The organism is Salinicoccus sesuvii (genome assembly GCF_042648145.1).
Classification (GTDB): Bacteria; Bacillota; Bacilli; order Staphylococcales; family Salinicoccaceae; genus Salinicoccus; species Salinicoccus sesuvii.
In genome coordinates this window covers 209,544-228,640 of sequence record NZ_JBHRWV010000009.1, presented here as the reverse complement: position 1 = coordinate 228,640, position 19,097 = coordinate 209,544, and the positions used below count along the sequence as shown (strand labels likewise).

The 19,097-nt window shown below is 41.6% G+C and carries 17 protein-coding genes; 4 read left to right on the top strand and 13 right to left on the bottom strand.

Features of this window, described 5'->3' with window-relative positions; translation table 11 throughout:
* Nucleotides 1–168: 168 nt before the first annotated feature.
* Together ACFOJ8_RS11700 and ACFOJ8_RS11695 are read left to right on the top strand one after the other, a co-directional pair.
* A complete protein-coding gene (locus tag ACFOJ8_RS11700) occupies nucleotides 169–789 on the top strand; it encodes an NAD(P)-dependent oxidoreductase (protein ID WP_380650843.1) in 621 nt (206 codons plus the stop codon).
* 54 nt (nucleotides 790–843) lie between these two features.
* Complete coding sequence (locus ACFOJ8_RS11695) at nucleotides 844–1,728, top strand: RluA family pseudouridine synthase (RefSeq protein WP_380650841.1); 885 nt, start codon at nucleotides 844–846, stop codon at nucleotides 1,726–1,728.
* A gap of 92 nt (nucleotides 1,729–1,820) precedes the next feature.
* Here ACFOJ8_RS11695 and ACFOJ8_RS11690 read toward each other — a convergent pair whose 3' ends face one another.
* From ACFOJ8_RS11690 to ACFOJ8_RS11655, 8 genes are all read right to left on the bottom strand, one after another.
* On the bottom strand, nucleotides 1,821–2,531 hold the full coding sequence (locus ACFOJ8_RS11690) for an aggregation-promoting factor C-terminal-like domain-containing protein (protein WP_380650839.1): 711 nt from the start codon (nucleotides 2,529–2,531) through the stop codon (nucleotides 1,821–1,823).
* 263 nt (nucleotides 2,532–2,794) lie between these two features.
* A complete protein-coding gene (locus tag ACFOJ8_RS11685; RefSeq protein ID WP_380650837.1) occupies nucleotides 2,795–3,181 on the bottom strand; it encodes a DUF3021 family protein in 387 nt (128 codons plus the stop codon).
* A gap of 11 nt (nucleotides 3,182–3,192) precedes the next feature.
* Nucleotides 3,193–3,648: a LytR/AlgR family response regulator transcription factor gene (locus tag ACFOJ8_RS11680; RefSeq protein ID WP_380650835.1), complete on the bottom strand. Its 456-nt coding sequence runs from the start codon at nucleotides 3,646–3,648 to the stop codon at nucleotides 3,193–3,195.
* A 183-nt stretch (nucleotides 3,649–3,831) separates the two neighbouring features.
* The gene (locus tag ACFOJ8_RS11675) at nucleotides 3,832–5,505 is read right to left on the bottom strand and encodes a glycoside hydrolase family 13 protein (RefSeq protein WP_380650833.1); all 1,674 of its coding nucleotides are present in this window, start codon (nucleotides 5,503–5,505) and stop codon (nucleotides 3,832–3,834) included.
* Between the two features lie 168 nt (nucleotides 5,506–5,673).
* Entirely contained in the window at nucleotides 5,674–7,287 is a 1,614-nt protein-coding gene (locus tag ACFOJ8_RS11670; RefSeq protein ID WP_380650831.1) for a BCCT family transporter, read from the bottom strand.
* A gap of 325 nt (nucleotides 7,288–7,612) precedes the next feature.
* Nucleotides 7,613–7,822, bottom strand: a complete 210-nt coding sequence (copZ, locus tag ACFOJ8_RS11665; RefSeq protein WP_380650829.1) for a copper chaperone CopZ — start codon at nucleotides 7,820–7,822, stop codon at nucleotides 7,613–7,615.
* Nucleotides 7,823–7,848: 26 nt separating this feature from the next.
* The gene (locus tag ACFOJ8_RS11660) at nucleotides 7,849–10,236 is read right to left on the bottom strand and encodes a heavy metal translocating P-type ATPase (protein ID WP_380656933.1); all 2,388 of its coding nucleotides are present in this window, start codon (nucleotides 10,234–10,236) and stop codon (nucleotides 7,849–7,851) included.
* A gap of 31 nt (nucleotides 10,237–10,267) precedes the next feature.
* On the bottom strand, nucleotides 10,268–10,510 hold the full coding sequence (locus ACFOJ8_RS11655; protein ID WP_380656931.1) for a metal-sensing transcriptional repressor: 243 nt from the start codon (nucleotides 10,508–10,510) through the stop codon (nucleotides 10,268–10,270).
* Between the two features lie 374 nt (nucleotides 10,511–10,884).
* Between ACFOJ8_RS11655 and ACFOJ8_RS11650 the strand changes: the two genes are divergently transcribed.
* Together ACFOJ8_RS11650 and ACFOJ8_RS11645 are read left to right on the top strand one after the other, a co-directional pair.
* The gene (locus ACFOJ8_RS11650) at nucleotides 10,885–11,364 is read left to right on the top strand and encodes a hypothetical protein (protein WP_380650827.1); all 480 of its coding nucleotides are present in this window, start codon (nucleotides 10,885–10,887) and stop codon (nucleotides 11,362–11,364) included.
* A gap of 91 nt (nucleotides 11,365–11,455) precedes the next feature.
* Nucleotides 11,456–12,181 carry a tryptophan-rich sensory protein gene (locus tag ACFOJ8_RS11645; RefSeq protein ID WP_380650825.1) on the top strand — a complete coding sequence of 242 codons (726 nt, stop codon included), beginning with the start codon at nucleotides 11,456–11,458 and terminating at the stop codon, nucleotides 12,179–12,181.
* A gap of 69 nt (nucleotides 12,182–12,250) precedes the next feature.
* Here ACFOJ8_RS11645 and ACFOJ8_RS11640 read toward each other — a convergent pair whose 3' ends face one another.
* The 5 genes from ACFOJ8_RS11640 to fdhF all read right to left on the bottom strand — a co-directional run bounded on the left by ACFOJ8_RS11640 (nucleotide 12,251) and on the right by fdhF (nucleotide 19,062).
* Nucleotides 12,251–12,481, bottom strand: coding sequence for a hypothetical protein (locus ACFOJ8_RS11640; RefSeq protein ID WP_380650823.1), 231 nt, complete (start codon nucleotides 12,479–12,481; stop codon nucleotides 12,251–12,253).
* Between the two features lie 331 nt (nucleotides 12,482–12,812).
* Nucleotides 12,813–14,327, bottom strand: coding sequence for an ABC transporter permease/substrate-binding protein (locus tag ACFOJ8_RS11635; RefSeq protein WP_380650821.1), 1,515 nt, complete (start codon nucleotides 14,325–14,327; stop codon nucleotides 12,813–12,815).
* A complete protein-coding gene (locus ACFOJ8_RS11630; RefSeq protein WP_380650819.1) occupies nucleotides 14,327–15,280 on the bottom strand; it encodes an ABC transporter ATP-binding protein in 954 nt (317 codons plus the stop codon). Before ACFOJ8_RS11630 ends, ACFOJ8_RS11635 begins: the two co-directional genes overlap by 1 nt.
* A gap of 168 nt (nucleotides 15,281–15,448) precedes the next feature.
* Complete coding sequence (locus ACFOJ8_RS11625; RefSeq protein WP_380650817.1) at nucleotides 15,449–16,111, bottom strand: DUF1641 domain-containing protein; 663 nt, start codon at nucleotides 16,109–16,111, stop codon at nucleotides 15,449–15,451.
* Nucleotides 16,111–19,062, bottom strand: coding sequence for a formate dehydrogenase subunit alpha (gene fdhF / locus ACFOJ8_RS11620; RefSeq protein ID WP_380650815.1), 2,952 nt, complete (start codon nucleotides 19,060–19,062; stop codon nucleotides 16,111–16,113). Before fdhF ends, ACFOJ8_RS11625 begins: the two co-directional genes overlap by 1 nt.
* Nucleotides 19,063–19,097: the final 35 nt, after the last annotated feature.

The window sequence follows — 19,097 nt, the reverse complement described above, 5'->3', positions numbered from 1 at the left end:
GCAGCCAATGTATAAGCCTATAAGTGTAGTCACTGTCTACTAAAGATGAATGATTACAGAAGAATACTCAATCAAAAATTTTAATAGATGGTTATTAATTTAATAATCGCGGTATAAACTAATATCTTTAAAGCTACCGTAAGTAATCCGGAAAGGCGGGCATTCAAGATGCATATTTTAATGCTAGGGGCTACAGGACGTGTCGGCAGTCATATGTTGGAGCGTGCACTCAATGATAATCATCGCGTAACAGCTTTGGTGCGTAATACAGACAAAGTCCAAATAGAAAGTAGAAATTTGAAAGTCTTGGAAGGAAACGTATGTATCAATTCAGATATCCGTAATGCAGCAGTTGGTGTAGATACAGTAGTCAGCGCACTCGGTACAGATGGTGGGACTACGCTCTCGGAGAGTATACCTTCCGTTATAAAAGCAATGGAAGATGAAGGGATAAAGCGAATCATCACCATTGGAACGGCAGGCATTCTGAATAGCAGGACTGAAGCTGGAATGTTACGTTATCAATCCAATGAATCGAAAAGGAAGACAACACGCGCAGCTCAGGAGCATCACAAAGTCTATGAGCTTCTTGAAAAGTCACCTCTTGATTGGACCATTGTCTGTCCAACCTATCTACCAGATGGGGAATACACAGGAGAATATCGAATAGAGCGTGATTTTCTTCCCGAAAATGGGGAAATGATTTCAGTCCCAGATACAGCAGAATTTGCATACAGCCAGATAGCAGAAAACAGATATATAAAATCGCGTGTAGGTATTGCTTATTAATCATTGGCTAAAAGTTCATGATGAAGGATAATATAAGGTAAAAGGAAGTTTATGATGAACAAAAAGAAGAAATCAAATGGACAGGATCAAGAATGGATTGTTAAAGAATCAACGGAACTGTTGAAATTTCTCTTTGAAGTGATGTCCTCACGCAGCCGGAAAGCTGTAAAAGAAACACTGAGTCGAGGAAAAGTTTTTGTAAACGGTGAAGGGACAACTCAATTCAACGACGCTCTTGAACCGGGAGATCGTGTTGAAATACGTTCCGCGGCCAAAAACGTTAAGCTTAGAGGCATTAAAGTTTTCTATGAGGATGAAGACATTATCATCATTGAAAAAGACGCCGGGCTTCTTTCGATCGCATCAGAGAAAGAGCAGCAGATGACCGCTTATCGCCAATTGTCAGATTATGTACAAAGTATCAATCCTAGAAATCGCATTTTCATCGTGCATCGATTGGACCGAGAAACTTCAGGAATCATGTTATTTGCGAAAAATAAGCAGATACAACAGAATCTGCAGGATAACTGGAAAGATATCATTTCTGAACGAACATATATTGCACTTGTTGAAGGTAAAGTGGATAAAGGTGGTAAAATCACTTCTTGGCTGACAGAGAATAAAGAGCTGATAATGCGCTCCAGTAAGCATCCGAATAATGGTAAAAAGGCGATTACCCACTATAAACCAATGAAGTACAATGGAAACTTCTCATTACTGGAAATCAACTTGGAAACCGGTCGTAAAAACCAGATCCGTGTGCATATGCAGGATTTGGGTCATCCCATTGTAGGGGACAAGAAGTATGGATCACGTAGCAACCCTATTAAAAGAGTTGGACTGCACGCCCATGTCATTGCTTTTAGACATCCAAAGACAGGTGAATCATTGCGGTTTGAATCAAAAATTCCGACTGAGTTCATGCGAGGTTTTAAATAGTCATTGGTGCTTCTAACTTTATAGCTGTATATAAATAACCCGTATGATTTGGGGACATCCAAGTCATACGGGTTATTAGTTAATCTAAAATTTTACCACCAGTTATTTTGCGCACGGAAAGCCATTGCAGCTTCAACGGAACCGTAACGTTCTTGAGCATAGTTGATCATGCCTTTAGTCTGTGTTTCAACAGAGCCTGTGCCCCATGCTTCTTTTGTTTGTCCAAGACCTCTGTAACCCAGTGGATTAACAGCATTCGGGTTACCACTTGATTCTGGTAGGACGATGTTCTGCCACATTGCTTCTGTACCACCAGCAGCTAGGAACTGTGATTTAGTTGAACCGCTAGTTGACTGTTGTGGTGCAGCTGCTTGAGTAGTTTCAGGCTGTGCTTGTGTATTAGAAACCTCTTGTACATTATACTCAGGTTTCGTTTCCTGTACTTGAACTTCTTCTTGCACAGGTTCTTGAACTTTCTGTTGTGCAGGTTTCTGTACTGGAGCTTTCTGCTGTACAGGTTCTTGAACTTGTGTTTGTTGTGGTTGAACATCACCGTAACTATTGTAAGCCCATGTATAGCTCGTACCATTTGATTCGAAGCTGTAGTTCACACCATCAAGTGTGAAGTCATAGTCATATGCACCTTCGTGAATTGGCGCATTGTTGAGCTCACTAGAATTCGCTAGAGCCATTTCTGCGAGTTCCTGCTTATTGATATCGGAAGCTTCTGCAGTTTGACCTGCTGTTATACCAGTAACGCCGAGTCCTAGAGCCAATGTTGTAGTTAGAATCGTTTTTCTCATAAATAATTCATCCTCCAGATATATTTATAAATAAGTGTTTATTTGAATTGTTAAGTCGTGTCGTTTTTCAAACCTTATTTTTAAGACAAGACACACTATATCATGAATTTATCTGTAAGGTGTTACAGGCTAATAATAACAAGGTTACAATTTGTACTAAAGGTTGTAATATTGAAACCCGTCTGTATTCTTTCTGAATAATTCATTATGGTTCACGTTTTAGACACATAAAAGTCCCTCCCTTCTAATGGAGTGAGGACAGACTATTTTTTGTTTAAAAGTTGATTGATTAATTTAGAGTCTCTCGCAGCTAGTAGGTAATTAATAGCCGATGAAACCAACATTAAAAATAGAACGAATAGTGCTTTATCCAGAAGGACTAGAAAAGATATCTCTATCCACCCATGCCAAAGATTAACAAAAAGGATGGAAAAGAACACTACTCCAAATTGGAAGGTATGCTTAAAGAGTTTGGACCATTTACAATCGTATACGATGTTTGCCACACCAATTGCAGCTGAAGCAATCCACATACTATAGATTCCTCGTACACTGACTGTATCCAAACCGTCATAAGCAATTAAACTTATCAAGTAAATGAAACTACCAACACACATTCCTTTCAATACATAAGAAATTATACGCTTCATGTTATTTCCTCCTATATTCCTAACTTTTCTTTCAATTTAGCAACATATCTTCTCGATATACTGGTCTTCATACCATTGGATAGATGAGATAGAAGATTTCCTGAGAAGTGTGCTTCCACTCTTTTTATCTTATGGATGTTTAATATAGACGATTTAGACACTTGAACGAAGGACTCTTTAGGTAGGTTTTCGTAAAATGAGGATAAAGATTGAGATGTTTTTATTTCTTCATCTATTGTGTAGACAGTAAGTTCTTTTTGATAGACTTCAGCAAAGACAATATCTAATTTATCCACGATGATATAAGTTTCATCCTGTTTTAAAACTATCGAACGACTATCAAAAGTCATATCACGCAAGCTGGCCATGACTTTTGATCCTACAGTATGTGTTCTACACTGAATCAGAATATGATCTTCTGGCATCGTTTCTTCTAAGGACACTTGTATTCTATAACCTTCATTCATTTCCAAACTCCTTTTCTCTTTTTTTCCATTATATTGAATACTTATTTCCTTGTGGGGAAATTTTCCTAAGTGGTTGAATTTCTTGCTTAAGAGGCTGTTTGGACAATTGATACAGTTTCATTCGATGTTAATCAAATAAAAAAAGCAGTCTTCCTAATAAGGAAAACTGCTAAGGTAATCTTTTTAATTTTGTATAAGTACAACGGCGCCATATGGTGAAAGCTGTAGATGACCTTGTGTCAATTTGTTACCATCATTCTGCATGACAACCTGCTCCTGTTGCCATTCATCTCCTACATTAATGGTTTCGACTTCTTCAGAGAAGTTGCAGTAGATGAGTGCTCTTTGATTGTTCAATGTACGTTCGTAGGCATAGATCGTATCATCTGTTTCTATCATCTCGTAGGAACCTTGCTGGAAGAGTTCTGTTTTTTTCAATTCAATTAGATTTCTATAGAAGTTGAGGATGCTGTTAGCATCTTTCTCCTGGTCTTCTACATTATAGATGGATTCTTGGTTGTAAAGCATCCAAGGGACACCATCTGTAAATCCAACTTTCTCACTACTATCCCACTGCATGATCCCTCTGCTGACATCCCGTGCAGTGAAATTTATATGATGCATGGTCTTCTTGTGGTCCCACCCCGCCTGAGTCGCTTCCTGATAAAATTGCATCACGCCTGCGTCCGTGATATTACCTGGATCGCCGAAGGCAACGTTCTTCATACCGATTTCTTCCCCATTATATATAATAGGAATACCTTTTTGTAGATACAAGAGAGTCGCCATCATTTTGGCGCTATTATCCCGATAAGCGGTATCCGTACTTCCGTATTTGTGTGGCAAACGCGGCATATCGTGGTTTGACCAGAAAAGTACCGGTCCGCCATCGGGTCCTTCGGCTTCCTGGAATTCCTTCTGAACGTCTTTAAATTTTCTTAGATCAAGGGGGGCGAATTGGTTAGATTCAGGAACAGAGTCGACAATCTCATTGTCTTTCTCAGGGAAATACTGAAGTGTGATGATTTTGTCTACTAGGTTGTGATCAGGAGCTGTGTACTGCTTTGTCAATTCTGCATCTGCAGTAGTTGCTTCGCCTACAAAAAACACTTCTTTCTCATGACGACTGATAGACTGGCTCATTTCATTTAGATAGTCTCTAATGTTGCTTCCGTGTTCGTTCATGTCTTGGCCTGGGCCCTGCTCTCCAGGATATTCCGGGAAACTCTGGTCAACATCCATGTAGATGAAAGCGTCCAGTCTGAAGCCATCAATACCCTTTTCAATCCAATAATTCAGTACATCGGCCATTTCTTTTCTGAGTGGGGGATGTGACCAGTTCAGATCGGGCATGGACTGCTTAAAGAGATGCAAGTAATACTGATCTTCGTTAAGTGCTCTACTCCACGCAGACCCACCAAAACCTGCAGTCCAGTTATTTGGATAGGGCCGGTTCTCTTGTGCCTCTGCCCAAATATAATAATCTCGGTACGGGTTATCCTTCCCTTTCAAAGCCTCTTGGAACCAAGGATGTTGATCGGATGTATGATTTAGAGGAAAATCGAAAATGATTTTAAGGTCTCTTTTTTTCATTTCTTCGATTAGTTTTCTACCCTCTTCTTCGGTTCCGAAGATAGGGTCTACCTTTGTATAGTTTATGACATCGTATCCATTGTCTTGCTGATTGGATAGAACCATCGGATTGATCCATACTGTATTTACACCGAGTGATTCAATATAGTCCAATTTTTCAATAATTCCGTTTATATCTCCAATGCCATCTCCATTTGAATCATTGAAACTTCTTGGGTAGATCTGATAAATGACAGCATCTTCCCACCATTTTCTGTGGTTCATCGTTACACCTTCTATTATTTATTTAATTACCTCTTCCCCTAGATAATGAGTTTCAATCAGCGCTATGGACAAAAATTTACTCAACAAAGTAATTATCTCTATTACAGATAATTGACAAGCCTAGGTATAAAAAAACACCAGACGCTGGGTCTGGTGCAGTAGCAATGATTATAGATCTCTTTCATCTACGCCTGAATTCTTTTGTTCCTGATATTTTTCCTCTTCTTTATTCAAGTACTCTTTCATACGATGTTTGTTCGGGGTGATTGTGAGCCCTAGATACTTTCTTTCTTTATTGGCATCTTTATAAAATGAGAACATCATCATGAGCAACACGACACTGAACGGCAACGCTGCTATAATGGCCGCTGATTGGAGTGCCTCAAGTCCTGTTTCTCCGCCCGAGAGAAGCAGGACGTAAGCGATTGAAGATAGGCTAATTCCCCATACCACCTTGATTTTTACCGATGGACGCAAAGATCCATCTGAAGTCAGCATTCCAAGTACAAAAGTTGCTGAGTCTGCTGAAGTAATAAAAAACGATGAGACGAGAATAATAGCTAGAATTGACATCGGCACACTGAGTGGCATTTGGTCAAAAATAGCGAATAGTTGTGTCTCAGGTCCAAGGTTGACGATTTCCGGCACACGGTCAGCGACTTCGATGCCGGTGACACCGAAAACAGTGAACCAGATAATGCCGATAGTCGTTGGAACACTCAATAGAGCGAGCACGAATTCACGTACTGTGCGACCTCTAGAGACTCTCGCAATGAATATACCGACGAATGGGCTCCAACTTAGCCACCATGCCCAGTAGTATATCGTCCATGATTGAAGCCACTCATTTTTTTGAGGATTCAGTGGCGCTGCATCCAAAGTACGTGCCACGAAGGTATTAATATATTCCCCCGTAGCAGTTGGAAGCATGTTCAATGTAAGTAGTGTTGGACCGAGTACTAACACAGTCAAAAGTAATATTGAAGCCACTATCATGTTAGTGTTACTCAGATATTTAATACCTTTAGTCAGCCCGCTCCAAGCGCTGGCTAGGAAAAGAAAGGTGACGGCAGCGATTATAAGTCCCTGCATCGTTAAATTTATCGGCATACCAAACAGATAGTTTAGACCACCGTTAATCTGTGTGGTACCGACACCGAGGGAAACGGCAACACCAATAACCGTCGCAAATACTGTAAGTACGTCGATTACGATTCCGATTGGACCGTCGACCTTATTTCCAAGGATTGGGCGGAGTGTTTTTGAAAGTAATCCAGTTTCACCTTTTCTGAACTGGAAGTAGGCAAGGGATAATGCTACGGCACCGAACATCCCCCAAGCATGCGCTCCCCAGTGGAAAATAGTTGCGCGGATAGCTTCCAATACCGCTTCCTCTGTCTCAGGCTCAGCAGTGGCTGGTGTGACGAAATGTGAAATAGGTTCGGATGTACTGTAGAAAACGACGCCAATACCCATGCCCGCACTAAATAGCATTGTCAACCACGAACGTGTACTGAATTCCGGTTCGTGATGAGGCTTACCTAACTTCAGCTTACCGATCGGACTGAAGATGAGAAAGACACAGAAGAATAGCATAGCGGATGTGACAATCATATAATACCATCCAAAATATTTACTTACCCAATCTGCTATTGATCCAGAAACCGCACCAAATTGATTAGGATTGAATGCACCGATGACGACAAGTAATGCAACGATTATGACGGAATAGATGAACACTTTCGTTAATTTTCTACTACTGGGATCTGAAGAATCCTTCATTGATCTGCTCCTTAATATTTATGGGAGTATATCTTACTCTCCCTTTTGCTTAGTTCTAGTGCAATTAAATAACTTATTCATACTACTAGATTTACACATTGAGTACAACCTTGTAAATGATATATGCTAGATCTCCATGAATATATGACGTTATTTTAACGTTACAATAAAAGAAAGAAGTCCTTTTAAGAAAGAGTTTTTTAAGTAATGCATAGCGTCATTTTTAAAGAATCGAAATGTTAAAGTGTTCAGGGCTCTTTTAAGTCTGAACAATAAAAAATCCCCCATTCTTTGAAAGGGAGATTTCTCTTCAACGTTGATTAAACTACTTTTCGATATCGTATCCTTGCTCTTCGATTACTGCGTTTAGTTCACTACTATCTATTCGGCTATCATCGTATTGAACGGTTACTTGATTATCTTCGAGACTGACGATCGCACTATCGACACCGTCCAGCCTATTTAACGCACTCTCTACTGAGCTTTTGCAATGGTTGCAAGTCATACCTTCCACTTTAATTGTCTGATGTTTCATATTATGGAACCCTCCTACGATTCAAATTAGATTCTCGTGCGTTTCAGTCGAAGTGCATTTGAAACGACACTGACTGAACTGAATGCCATCGCAGCACCTGCTACCCAAGGAGCAAGGAAACCGAGTGCTGCAATTGGAATGCCTGCCGTGTTGTAGGCAAAGGCCCAGAATAGATTCTGTTTGATATTTCTTATTGTTTTGTGACTCAAGGTGATCGCTCGCGGAAGTAACGTCAATTCTCCACCTAGGATTGTGATGTCGGCAGCTTCAATCGCAACTTCTGCACCTGTGCCGATGGCGATGCCGATATCTGCAGTCGCAAGTGCAGGAGCATCATTGATGCCGTCCCCGACCATAGCCACAACCCTACCTTCATCCTGTATTTTTTTGACGTAGTATGCTTTTTCTTCGGGTAAGACTTCAGCAATGACAGTATCAATGTTGACTTGTCTTGCGATAGCTGTCGCTGTACGTGTGTTGTCACCTGTTAGCATAACCACTTGAAGTCCTTGATCACGCAGCGCTTTGATAGCCGCTTCGGCACTGTCTTTGACTGTATCTTGCACTGCCACGATACCTTTGACCTGATGGTCGGTTGCAATAATCATGGCTGTCTTGCCTTCATATTCCAATTGAACCATTGTCTCTTCAAGATGATCTATGTTCAGGTTATTTTCAGACATCAGCTTCCGTGTTCCAACCAGAATCCGACTGCCTTCAACGACTGCCTCTATACCATGTCCGGGTATTGCGTTAAACGTTTCTACATCGACCATAGTAATATCATTTTCCGTCGCATAGCTTGTAATTGCTTGGGCCAACGGGTGTTCGGAACCTTTCTCGGCTGAAGCGAGCAGCCTAAGTGTATCTGTGTCACCTGTAAAGTCAGTTACTTCAGGTCTACCTTTCGTGATTGTACCTGTCTTATCCATGATGACTGTATCGAGAGAATGGGTTTTCTCAAGATGCTCACCACCTTTGAATAGAATCCCATTTTCCGCACCTTTACCTGTACCGACCATGATTGAAGTTGGTGTTGCTAGTCCAAGTGCACACGGACATGCAATCACGAGTACGGAAATCGCTGCGATGAGTGCGGGCTCGAAATCGCCTGGACTTGCCAAGAAGAACCAGACCAGGAATGTAATGAGTGAAATTAAGATGACAATAGGGACGAAATAACCAGAAATCATATCAGCCATTCTTTGGATTGGCGCTTTTTTGCCTTGTGCTTCCTCAACGACTCTAATGATGGACTGAAGGGCCGTATCCTTGCCTACTTTGGTCGCTTGAACTTCCACTGCACCATTTTGATTGACTGTCGAACCGATTACTCCGGCGCCAATTTCTTTTTCTATAGGAATGGATTCACCAGTAATCATGGATTCATCGACGGAGGTATGCCCTTTGACAATGACCGCATCTACAGGAAACTTCTCGCCCGGCTTGACAGAGAGATGGTCTCCCTCTATCACTTCTTCTACAGGGACCATCAGTTCCACACCATTGCGAATGATTCTTGCATCTTTCACTTGGAGTTTCATAAGTGCTTTGATAGCCCCCGTAGTATTGGATTTGGCACGCGTTTCCAAGTATTTACCGAATAGGATTAGCGTAATAATGATGGCGCTTGTTTCAAAATAGAGATGAGGATGCGTTGTTGCACCAGTCATCCATGTATACGTTCCGTAAAGACTGTATAGGAATGCTGCACTCGTACCCATTACGACAAGTACATCCATATTGGCATTGAAGTTCTTTAGATTCTTGTAGGCCCCGACGTAAAACTGCCACCCTAGAATGAATTGTACAGGTGTGGCAAATACCAATTGAAACCACGGATTCATGAATATGGCCGGAAGATTGATGCCAAATAAATGATCAAGCATAGTGATTAGAAGAGGAGCAGATAATACCGCTGATATAATAACTTTCCACTTCATCCGTGTGAGTTCCTGTTCCTTTTTAAGGCCTTTATCTTCGCTGTTTTTTTTCATCTTCGCTTGGTAGCCAAGGTTGCCGACTTTATTGATGATATCGTCTCTTGAAACGAGACTCGAATTATATTTTATGACAGCACTTTCTGTGGCCAGATTCACTGCAGCATTGTTTACCCCATCGGTTTTACCCAGCACTTTTTCTATACGACTTGAACATGCTGCGCAAGTCATTCCTGTAATATCGAGTTCAACTGTATCGTATTCAATACCGTAACCGAGGTTATCAATTCTGTTGGTGATATCTTCAATTTCCACATGATCTGGATTGTAGTTGATATCGGCTTTTTCGGTCGCGAGATTGACTCTGGCGTCGACATCCTCCATCTTATTCAACACTTTTTCTATACGACTTGAACACGCTGCGCAGGTCATTCCTGTGATGTTTAATACAATATGCTTGCTGCTCGACAAAATCTCTCCCCCCTTTGTAGAATATCGGTTGAATTTACTTTGAGAACTGTTTCAGGACTGTCATCAGTTCCTCAATGGAGTCAGAACCTTCTCCTTTTTCGATTGCGTCCGTGACACAGTGCTTCATGTGCCTTTCAGTTACACTGTAGCCAACATTTTTCAAAGCTGACTGGACGGCGCTCAATTGTACTAGGATATCCACACAGTAGCGGTCTTCATCAATCATCTTTTGTATTCCACGAACCTGTCCTCCTATACGGCTGAGGCGATTTTGCATTTTGATCTTCTCATCCACTGTTCTAGGTTCTGTCGCAAACTCCTGACGGTGGTCACTCACATTTATCCACTACTTTCAGATTATTTATTAATACCATTATACCCCCATAGGGTATAAGTGTAAAGTGAGTTGTCTCAGCGAGAAACATACTGTCACTTCTACTATCCCCAGCATCACCTTTTAAGTATTAGTGATTGCAGCATCTTAATTTAAAATTCGCGGTCCTGAATGTCTTCTAAGATTATTCTTATTTTTTGGATATTGCAATGGTATTAAGACCTCGATAAGTCCTATGGACATTTCAAGGAACTTCTATATAATTTCTTTCTAGGGTCATTGTTGATTACATAAGTACCATTTTTGGGGGTAATAAAATGAGCATCTGGTTTCTATTAAATGCTTTACTGCTTCTCTGGGCAATCTGGAACGTCTCCTTGGGGATATCGAGTTATTCTTCATATATACATATACTGCTAGGCTTTGCCGGTTTTTTGCTTTTCATATTCAATTGGACACGTAATGCTGTATTTTCTACAATTCGCAATGCGAAAACAAGACATGCAAAAGTCAGACTGGCAAGAATGTCCAAGCAAATCAGACCCTATCACAGATGGGTGGGGAGTTCGGCTCTGGTTATGGTAGTTCTTCATGGTTTAGCGATTATCCATCTTTACGGATTTGATCTGACCAATATGAAAATTCTTACGGGTTTCCTCGCATCGTTAAATATGATGGTTCTTGTCTTATCCGGCTGGTATCGGCTACTGATCGATCCAAGAATCAGAATCAGGAAACTGCATATCCGACTTGGCATTTCAATGTTTATACTAGTCGCTATCCACTTTCTTTTCTAACTGCAAATACATTATTTCTACATCTATTGTTTAGTTTACCGGTGTAAAGTAAATAGATAAGAAAAGTAAATGGAATAGGATGTGAGTACATATGGCGAAACAGAAAAAGTGGGCAATTGGATACATTGTCGCCTTCGCTGTTATGATTTTTTTTAACTACTGGAGTGCAACGAATGTAGGGTTCGTAGCGGACGATAACCAGTCCATTATTCAACCTGCAGGGTTTGCATTTTCAATTTGGGGTCTCATCTATGTGTTACTATTCATATGGATTATAAAAGTGTTCTTTTCGAAAACATGGGAAGGTTCAATGGCATATCGTTTGAAGTTCTGGCCCATCCTTAATTTTCTACTCAATGGCACATGGATTCTTGTTTTTACTCAGCAGTGGCTCATCGTTTCAACAATCGTCATCGCGGCATTGCTCTTCACACTGGCAAAAATGTATTCCAATATAACTAAGTCAGGGTATCATTGGTTTGACCGCTTGCCATTCTCAATATACTTTGCATGGGTAACCGTCGCGACCATTGTCAATATCTTCACGGTCACGGTGTCATACAATGTAGATACTATCCTTGGGCTCAATGAACTTGGATGGACCATTATCATTCTTGGAGTGGCCACACTGATCGGTTTAATCATCTCATTCCATTTTAAAGACTGGCTCTACCCGCTCGTAATCATTTGGCCATACTACGGCATTTACGCTGAGAGCGGTGACGAGTACACAAGTATCAGTATCACATTACTTGTAAGCAGCATTGCACTGTTAATTGCAGCTATAGTCGTAAGCTTTAAGAAGCTGCGTCGTTGAATAAAAAAACGCCTGATTATTTCAGGCGTTTTTCTATGGATCTGTTTGGATTCCAACAACTATTACTCGCTAAACCAAAGAAAATACGTAGAAGCTAAATAGTAACACGATAAGGAAAGTCGCGGGCACACCGACTACGCTCATCGTATCTTTCCATGTCTTTTGTGATGTTAGCTTTTCTATCGGCTGACCTTCGCTGAACGCAACAACCTTCTCATATGTTTCCAAGGCATAGGTACTTTTAATTCTTTCTATTTTTATTGCGGCGAAGTAAGCAACTGCAAATGTAAAGGTGGGCATTATTAATCCTAAAAGACTCATAAAATTTAACACTAAACCCATTTGTCGATACTTTTTAATTTGAGTACTGACTTTCATTTTGACGCTCTCATTTCTAGATTAATGGGAATATACTCTACATACTACCAACTTCTTTTGACACTGACCATATAGCGGCCGTCAAAATGGTTTGACACATTGATATTTCCCAGGAAATATATTGATTTCCATTAGTACCACTGTAGTTTCTATTATTGCGATACTTCGTTTTCGCATTTTCTCTAGAGTAATTAAGTTTCTAATAAAAGAACCTCCCCACAATAAAGCGTAGGGAGGGTAATTTGTTTGGAGACTATTCTATCAGTCCTGCTTCTCTTAAATATTCTTCGGCAACAGCATAAGGATCTTCGCTCTCTTCTGCAACACGATAATTCATCTCTTGCATTTCTTCGTTGCTAATCATACCGCCAAGTTTATTTAGTGGCTCAATAATTTCAGGATGCTCATCAAGAAATGCTTGCTTGAATAGTGGAGCGCCCTGATAAGGCGGAAAGACGTTCTGATCATCTTCAAGAATTACCATATCGTACTGTTGTAGTTCGGCATCTGTGGAATATGCATCTATCAAGTTGATATCACCAGCTTCAACCGCAGGGTATCTCAAGCTCGGTTCCATAGTTACTGCTTCATTAGGACTGAGATTGTAAGCTTCCATTACAGCTGGGAAACCATCTTCACGGTCATTGAACTCTGCTGTAAGGCCTGGATCAATTTGGTTCTCTATCCTTCTCAAGTCGCCGATCGTTTCGAGGTTATTTTCTTCTGCAAATTCTCGGGCGACAGCCAGTGTATAAGTATTATTATATTCCATCGGTTCTAGAAGTGTCATACCAAACTGGTCTTCAAGTCCGGATTTGGCTTGTTCATATACAGCTGCTTCTTCATTCGATTCAAGTTCCTCTTTAGTCAGCTCGGCGATCACGGTTCCTGTAAATTCAAGATAACCATCGACATCATCTGACCTGAGCGCATTGAACAGGAAAGTGGTTCGGCCGAGACCGTCTTGAACATTTACTGTATAATCGGTCTCTTCTTCGATAAGGATTTTATACATGTTCGTGATGATCGCAGGTTCCGTTCCGAGTTTCCCTGCAATAGTGATTGAACCTTCTCTCTGAGCGACGAGTGGCGCAACAGTAATTGCTAACATAACTACAAGAATCGTTCCAAGTGTAATGATGATTTTCTTATAAGATAACCTCTGAACAACTCGCAATAACACATCGAATAAAATCGCCAGCAACGCTGCAGGAATGGCACCAATAATGATGAGAGAAGTATTATTTCGGTCGATACCAAGCAGTATAAGATCGCCAAGACCACCCGCGCCAATCAATGCAGCAAGCGTTGCAGTACCGATAATCAAAACCATCGCTGTGCGAATCCCTGCCATGATTACTGGCATTGCAATCGGCAATTCAACTTTTGTGAGGCGACGCATCGGCTTCATGCCGATTCCTTTAGCGGCTTCTACAAGTGAATCATTTACTTCGTCTATACCAGTATAAGTATTACGCAAAATGGGAAGCAGTGCATATACAGTCAAGGCAATGATCGCCGGCACTTTACCAATTCCGAAAATAGGTATCATGAGACCGAGGAGTGCCAAGGATGGAATTGTTTGAAGTACGGCAGCTGTATTGATGACGACTTCGGATACCTTTTTTGTCTTTGTTAACAAGATACCGAGAGGTAAACCGATAATGACTGCGATCACAAGGGCAATGAAAGAGATTTGGATATGCTCAATCAGTGTTGTCAACAATTCACCTTTTCTTGCATCGAGTGTTTCAAGGAATGTATTCATTAACTCTCACCCCGCTGACTGGTCGCCAAGTACTTGAAGACATCGCGATGTCTGAGTACTTTCGTTTGACCATCCTCTTTGATGTGCACCCCTTCGTAGTCTGAGAGATAGTGGTAGACATCTTGTAGTGTCGCATCGCTCGCAACTTCGGGGTAATTCGAGATATCTTCAGGCGCAACAGTCGCATGTGCTCTGATGATATCGCCAATTGTCACTTGCTGCATTCTATATGACTCGAGGTTACCGATGAATTCTCTGACAAAGTCATTCTTCGGGTTCGACATGAATTCCTCAGGCGTACCAATCTGTTCGATGTGTCCCTCTTTTAGGAGACAGACACGGTCACCGAGTTTGAGTGCTTCTTGAATATCATGGGTTACAAAGACGATTGTCTTTTTGATTTTCTTTTGCAGTTTGACCAGATCATCCTGCAATTTCTCCCTGCTAATTGGGTCGAGTGCACTGAAAGGTTCATCCATAAGTATAAGCGGTGGATCTGCAGCCAGCGCTCTTACGACTCCGATACGTTGCTGTTGCCCACCAGAAAGCTCGTCAGGTGTACGATGCTTATACTGTTCGGGATCGAGCCCTACCATTGTTAATAGCTCATCGATTCTTTCGTCGATTTTTTTGTCTTCCCACTTCTTCATCTGAGGTACTTGGGCAATGTTCTCCTTGATGGTCATATGCGGAAAAAGAGCGATCTGCTGAAGTACATAACCGATGTCCCACCGCATTTCGTAGACTGGATAGTCGCTGATTGGTTTATCTTTAAAATATATATAACCCTCACTAAGCGGTATCAGCCGGTTGATCATCTTCAGAGTCGTCGTCTTCCCGCAACCGGAAGGACCGATTAGCACGAATGTTTCCCCTTCTTTAATATTGAAACTAACATCTTCCACGGCAACTTTGTTTCCATAACGTTTCGTTACATTTTTAAATTCGATCATTTGTTTACTCCTATTTGAAGTATTGTAGATTGACTATAGACAAATATTCAACTGATAGCTATTACCCTATTGTGTTCAGATTCAAGCATTTTATTTTTTCACGGGAATTTGTACCGTTGTTGAATGCTAATGCTTATCATCTGTCATCTATGGAGACTCATATAATGTTCAACTTCTGATCTTTTTCTTCTTAAGAAGTAGTGGGACTACAATACTCCACGCCCCTGCTGCAAGTAAGTACCACCGCTTGTTGGATTTCTTAGGTGCGGATGTATCTTTACTTTCTGTAGGGACTTCACTCATTCCCTGGATACTATTTTCGAAATTTTTATTTTGCGGTTGAATGCGTTCTTTTTTACCTTGCTTCTCACCCATGCCTTTGAGGAACTCAAGGAGAATATTCATTCCCTCCACCACTTGCGGATCTTTTAAAGAGCGGATCAATCCCACATATCCTGCGGATTGTTCTTTCTTCTCATATTCTGTTGCCTTTAAAATTCCACTATTCACTTTAACTACAATAGGCTCTAGGTCCTCCATATCAATGTTAGCGAGGAACTGAAAAAGTAGTAGTGTGTTCTTCATGGATTTAGGTGTATCAGAGGCTTCAACTGCCGTTACAATCCGGGTAAGAATTTTGTCACTTTGACTGAGACCGCTATCAGCCATGTTAAGAAACTCATGATCTCTGACCTTCTCTAGGATACTAAAAACATCCTTTAACACTTCTTGATTGTCTACCAATAACTCTTCTAGCTCTTGCACACTTTTCTTATGTTCTTTCTCTGGATCGGTTTTCATCTTATGGACGACCTTTGTTGCTTTCGCCATTACTTTTGCCCCCTTCTCGCCTTGACCAAGTCTCCAGGGAATATATAATCTTCTCTAGCCCATTTTTCTTCCACGCGGACACCAATCTGAGGTTGAGGATTGCCGTATCTGTGATTAATCTTGGGTAGTGGACTTTTCCCTTTCGGTTCAAGCACTTCCATCTTTACAGAGATTTCTTTATAAGCTGGAGTGTCAGTATCCTTATCAGAGTGAGAACTTGTCAAATAGTTGATGGCGCCTTCGCCATTAGTGTTCATCGGAAGGTAAAGTTGCTTACCGGAAACACGATCTGTGACGATGCAGCTGACCTTCACGCTGCCGTAAGGAGATGTAAGGCGTACTTTCGTGCCATCCTCAATCTCACGTTCTTTGGCGAGGGCAGGTGAGACTTCCAAGAATACTTCTGGTGTCTTAGCCGTGATACCTCTAGACTTATAGGTCATGTTGCCTTCGTGGAAATGTTCAAGAAGTCTGCCATTATTGAGATGCAGGTCATATTGGCTGTCAAATTCCAAAGGTTCTGTCCATTCAACTGGCCACAATTTGGCCTTACCTTCTGGAAGTGGAAATTTATCTTTGAATAGAAGTGGTGTATCAGTACCATCTTCAGCAACCGGCCACTGCAGACTGTCATAGCCCTCAAGACGGTTGTAACTAACGCCTGCGAATAATGGTGTAAGAGCAGCTGCCTCATCCATTATTTCACTTGGATGTGTATAGTCCCAGCCAGCCCCCATGCGGTTGGCGACTTCCTTGATGATTTCCCAGTCTGGCTTTGAGTCACCGAGCGGATCCATGACCTTATACAAACGCTGGAAGCGGCGCTCAGTATTTACAAATGTCCCCTCTTTTTCTAGACTTGGACTTGCCGGCAGGACAACGTCTGCATATTCGCATGTTTTAGAAAAGAATATGTCTTGTACAACGAAAAACTTCAGTTTTTCGTAAGCTGAGTGGACGTGGTTTAGGTTGGCATCGACGATTCCCATGTCCTCCCCTTTTAGATAAAGAACCTCGAGTTCACCATCATGTATAGACTCTACCATCTCATGATTGTTAAGTCCGGGATCGCTCGGAATTTGAGTGTTCCAGTTCTTTTCAAATTTGGCACGTACTGTATCATCGCTGACATATTGGTATCCAGGGAAGCGGTCTGGCATGCTACCAAAATCACTTGCGCCCTGCACGTTATTGTGTCCGCGAAGTGGGTAAGCGCCTGCACCAGGTTTCATGTAGTTACCCGTAACTAGAAGTAGGTTGGAGATGGCCGTACTCGTATCGCTACCACCGCCATGTTGCGTCACACCCATGGCCCACAGGATAGACGTAGTCTTCGCTTGATGGATAGAAGTAGCGATGCTGATTAATTCTTCTTTTGTCATATCCGTAACTTCGGATGCGTAATCCAGTGTATATTTATTAAGACTTTCAAAATAAGCCTCTACATCATTGACGTGATCGCGTAGGAAGGATTCGTCATGCCATCCTTTGTCTATAATGTATTTAGTTACTGCTGAGAGCCAGATAAGATCACTGCCAGGTGCAGGTCTGACAAAAAGATCGGCACGGCTTGCAAGCTCGTGTTCACGAATGTCAGCGACAATCACTTTTTGGCCGTGTAGTTTTTGTGCTCGTTTCACACGCGTTGCAAGTACAGGGTGAGATTCTGCCGTATTTGAACCGATGGAAATAACGAGTTCCGCCTGTGCAATATCTGTAATGCTACCAGAGTCTCCGCCATAACCGACTGTACGCCATAGTCCCATAGTAGCCGGGGATTGACAATATCTTGAACAGTTGTCTATGTTGTTCGTTCCAATAACACCACGTGCGAGCTTCTGCATTAGATAGGATTCTTCGTTTGTACACTTGGATGAGGATATGAATGCTAGCGCGTCTGGACCTTTGTCGTTGAGTGTCGATTTGAACTTACTTTCGATAAGATCGAGTGCTTCCTCCCACTCAGCTTCCCTGAATGCATCTCCTTCACGAATGAGTGGTTTCTTTAGACGCTCCTCACTGTTTACAAAATCCCAGCCGAACTTCCCTTTGACGCAAGTAGATACACCGTTTGCTGGTGCTTCACTACGCGGTTCAATTTTCAGTATTTCGCGTCCTTTCGTCCAGACATCAAATGAACAACCGACCCCACAATAGGTACACACTGTTTTTGTCTTCTCAATACGATCTTCCCGCATCTGAGCTTCTACATCGGAAATCGTTATAAGGGACTGGTAGCCTGTTTCTACTTCTTTCGTAATATCTACCATAGGTCTGAATGCGTCACGAGCCATACCAGTTAAGAAGCCAGCTTCTCCTTCCATGCCAACCTCCATCATCGCATTACATGGGCATACTGTTGAGCAGTGTCCACAGTTTACACACGAAGACTCGTCAATCGTTGTACCATTATCCCAAATGACACGAGGCTTTTTTAAAGTCCAATCGATGAGCAATGTTTCGTTCACTTGTAGGTCTTGGCATGCTTCTACACACCGGCCACATAATATGCACTGGTCTGGATCGTAGCGATAAAATGCATTTCGCATCACGCCTGCATCTTTACTTTCATGTGGTGTTTCTTGGTGGCTGATTCGAAGCTCTTTAACAGTATTATGTATTTCGCAATTCCCATTGTTGAAATCACATACTGTGCAGTAGAGTTCGTGATTACCGAGAATTCTATCCATCGCAATCAACTGAGCTTCGTGGACATCGTCACCAACTGTCTCGACAATATCCCCATTTTTTAATTCGGTCGAACAAGATCGCACATACTCACCGTTAACTTTGACGATACATGTGTCGCACGTCTCTAAAGCCCCAAGGTCCGGATGGTAACATAAACTTGGAGGTTCCGTATTTGTATCTTTTAAATAATCGAGTATGGAACTATTAGTGGCAGCATGCTCTGTATTGCCATTAAGTTTGAACTCAAAGAAACCTTTCATAATCATTCCCCTTTGTCATCTTAAACATTCTCATT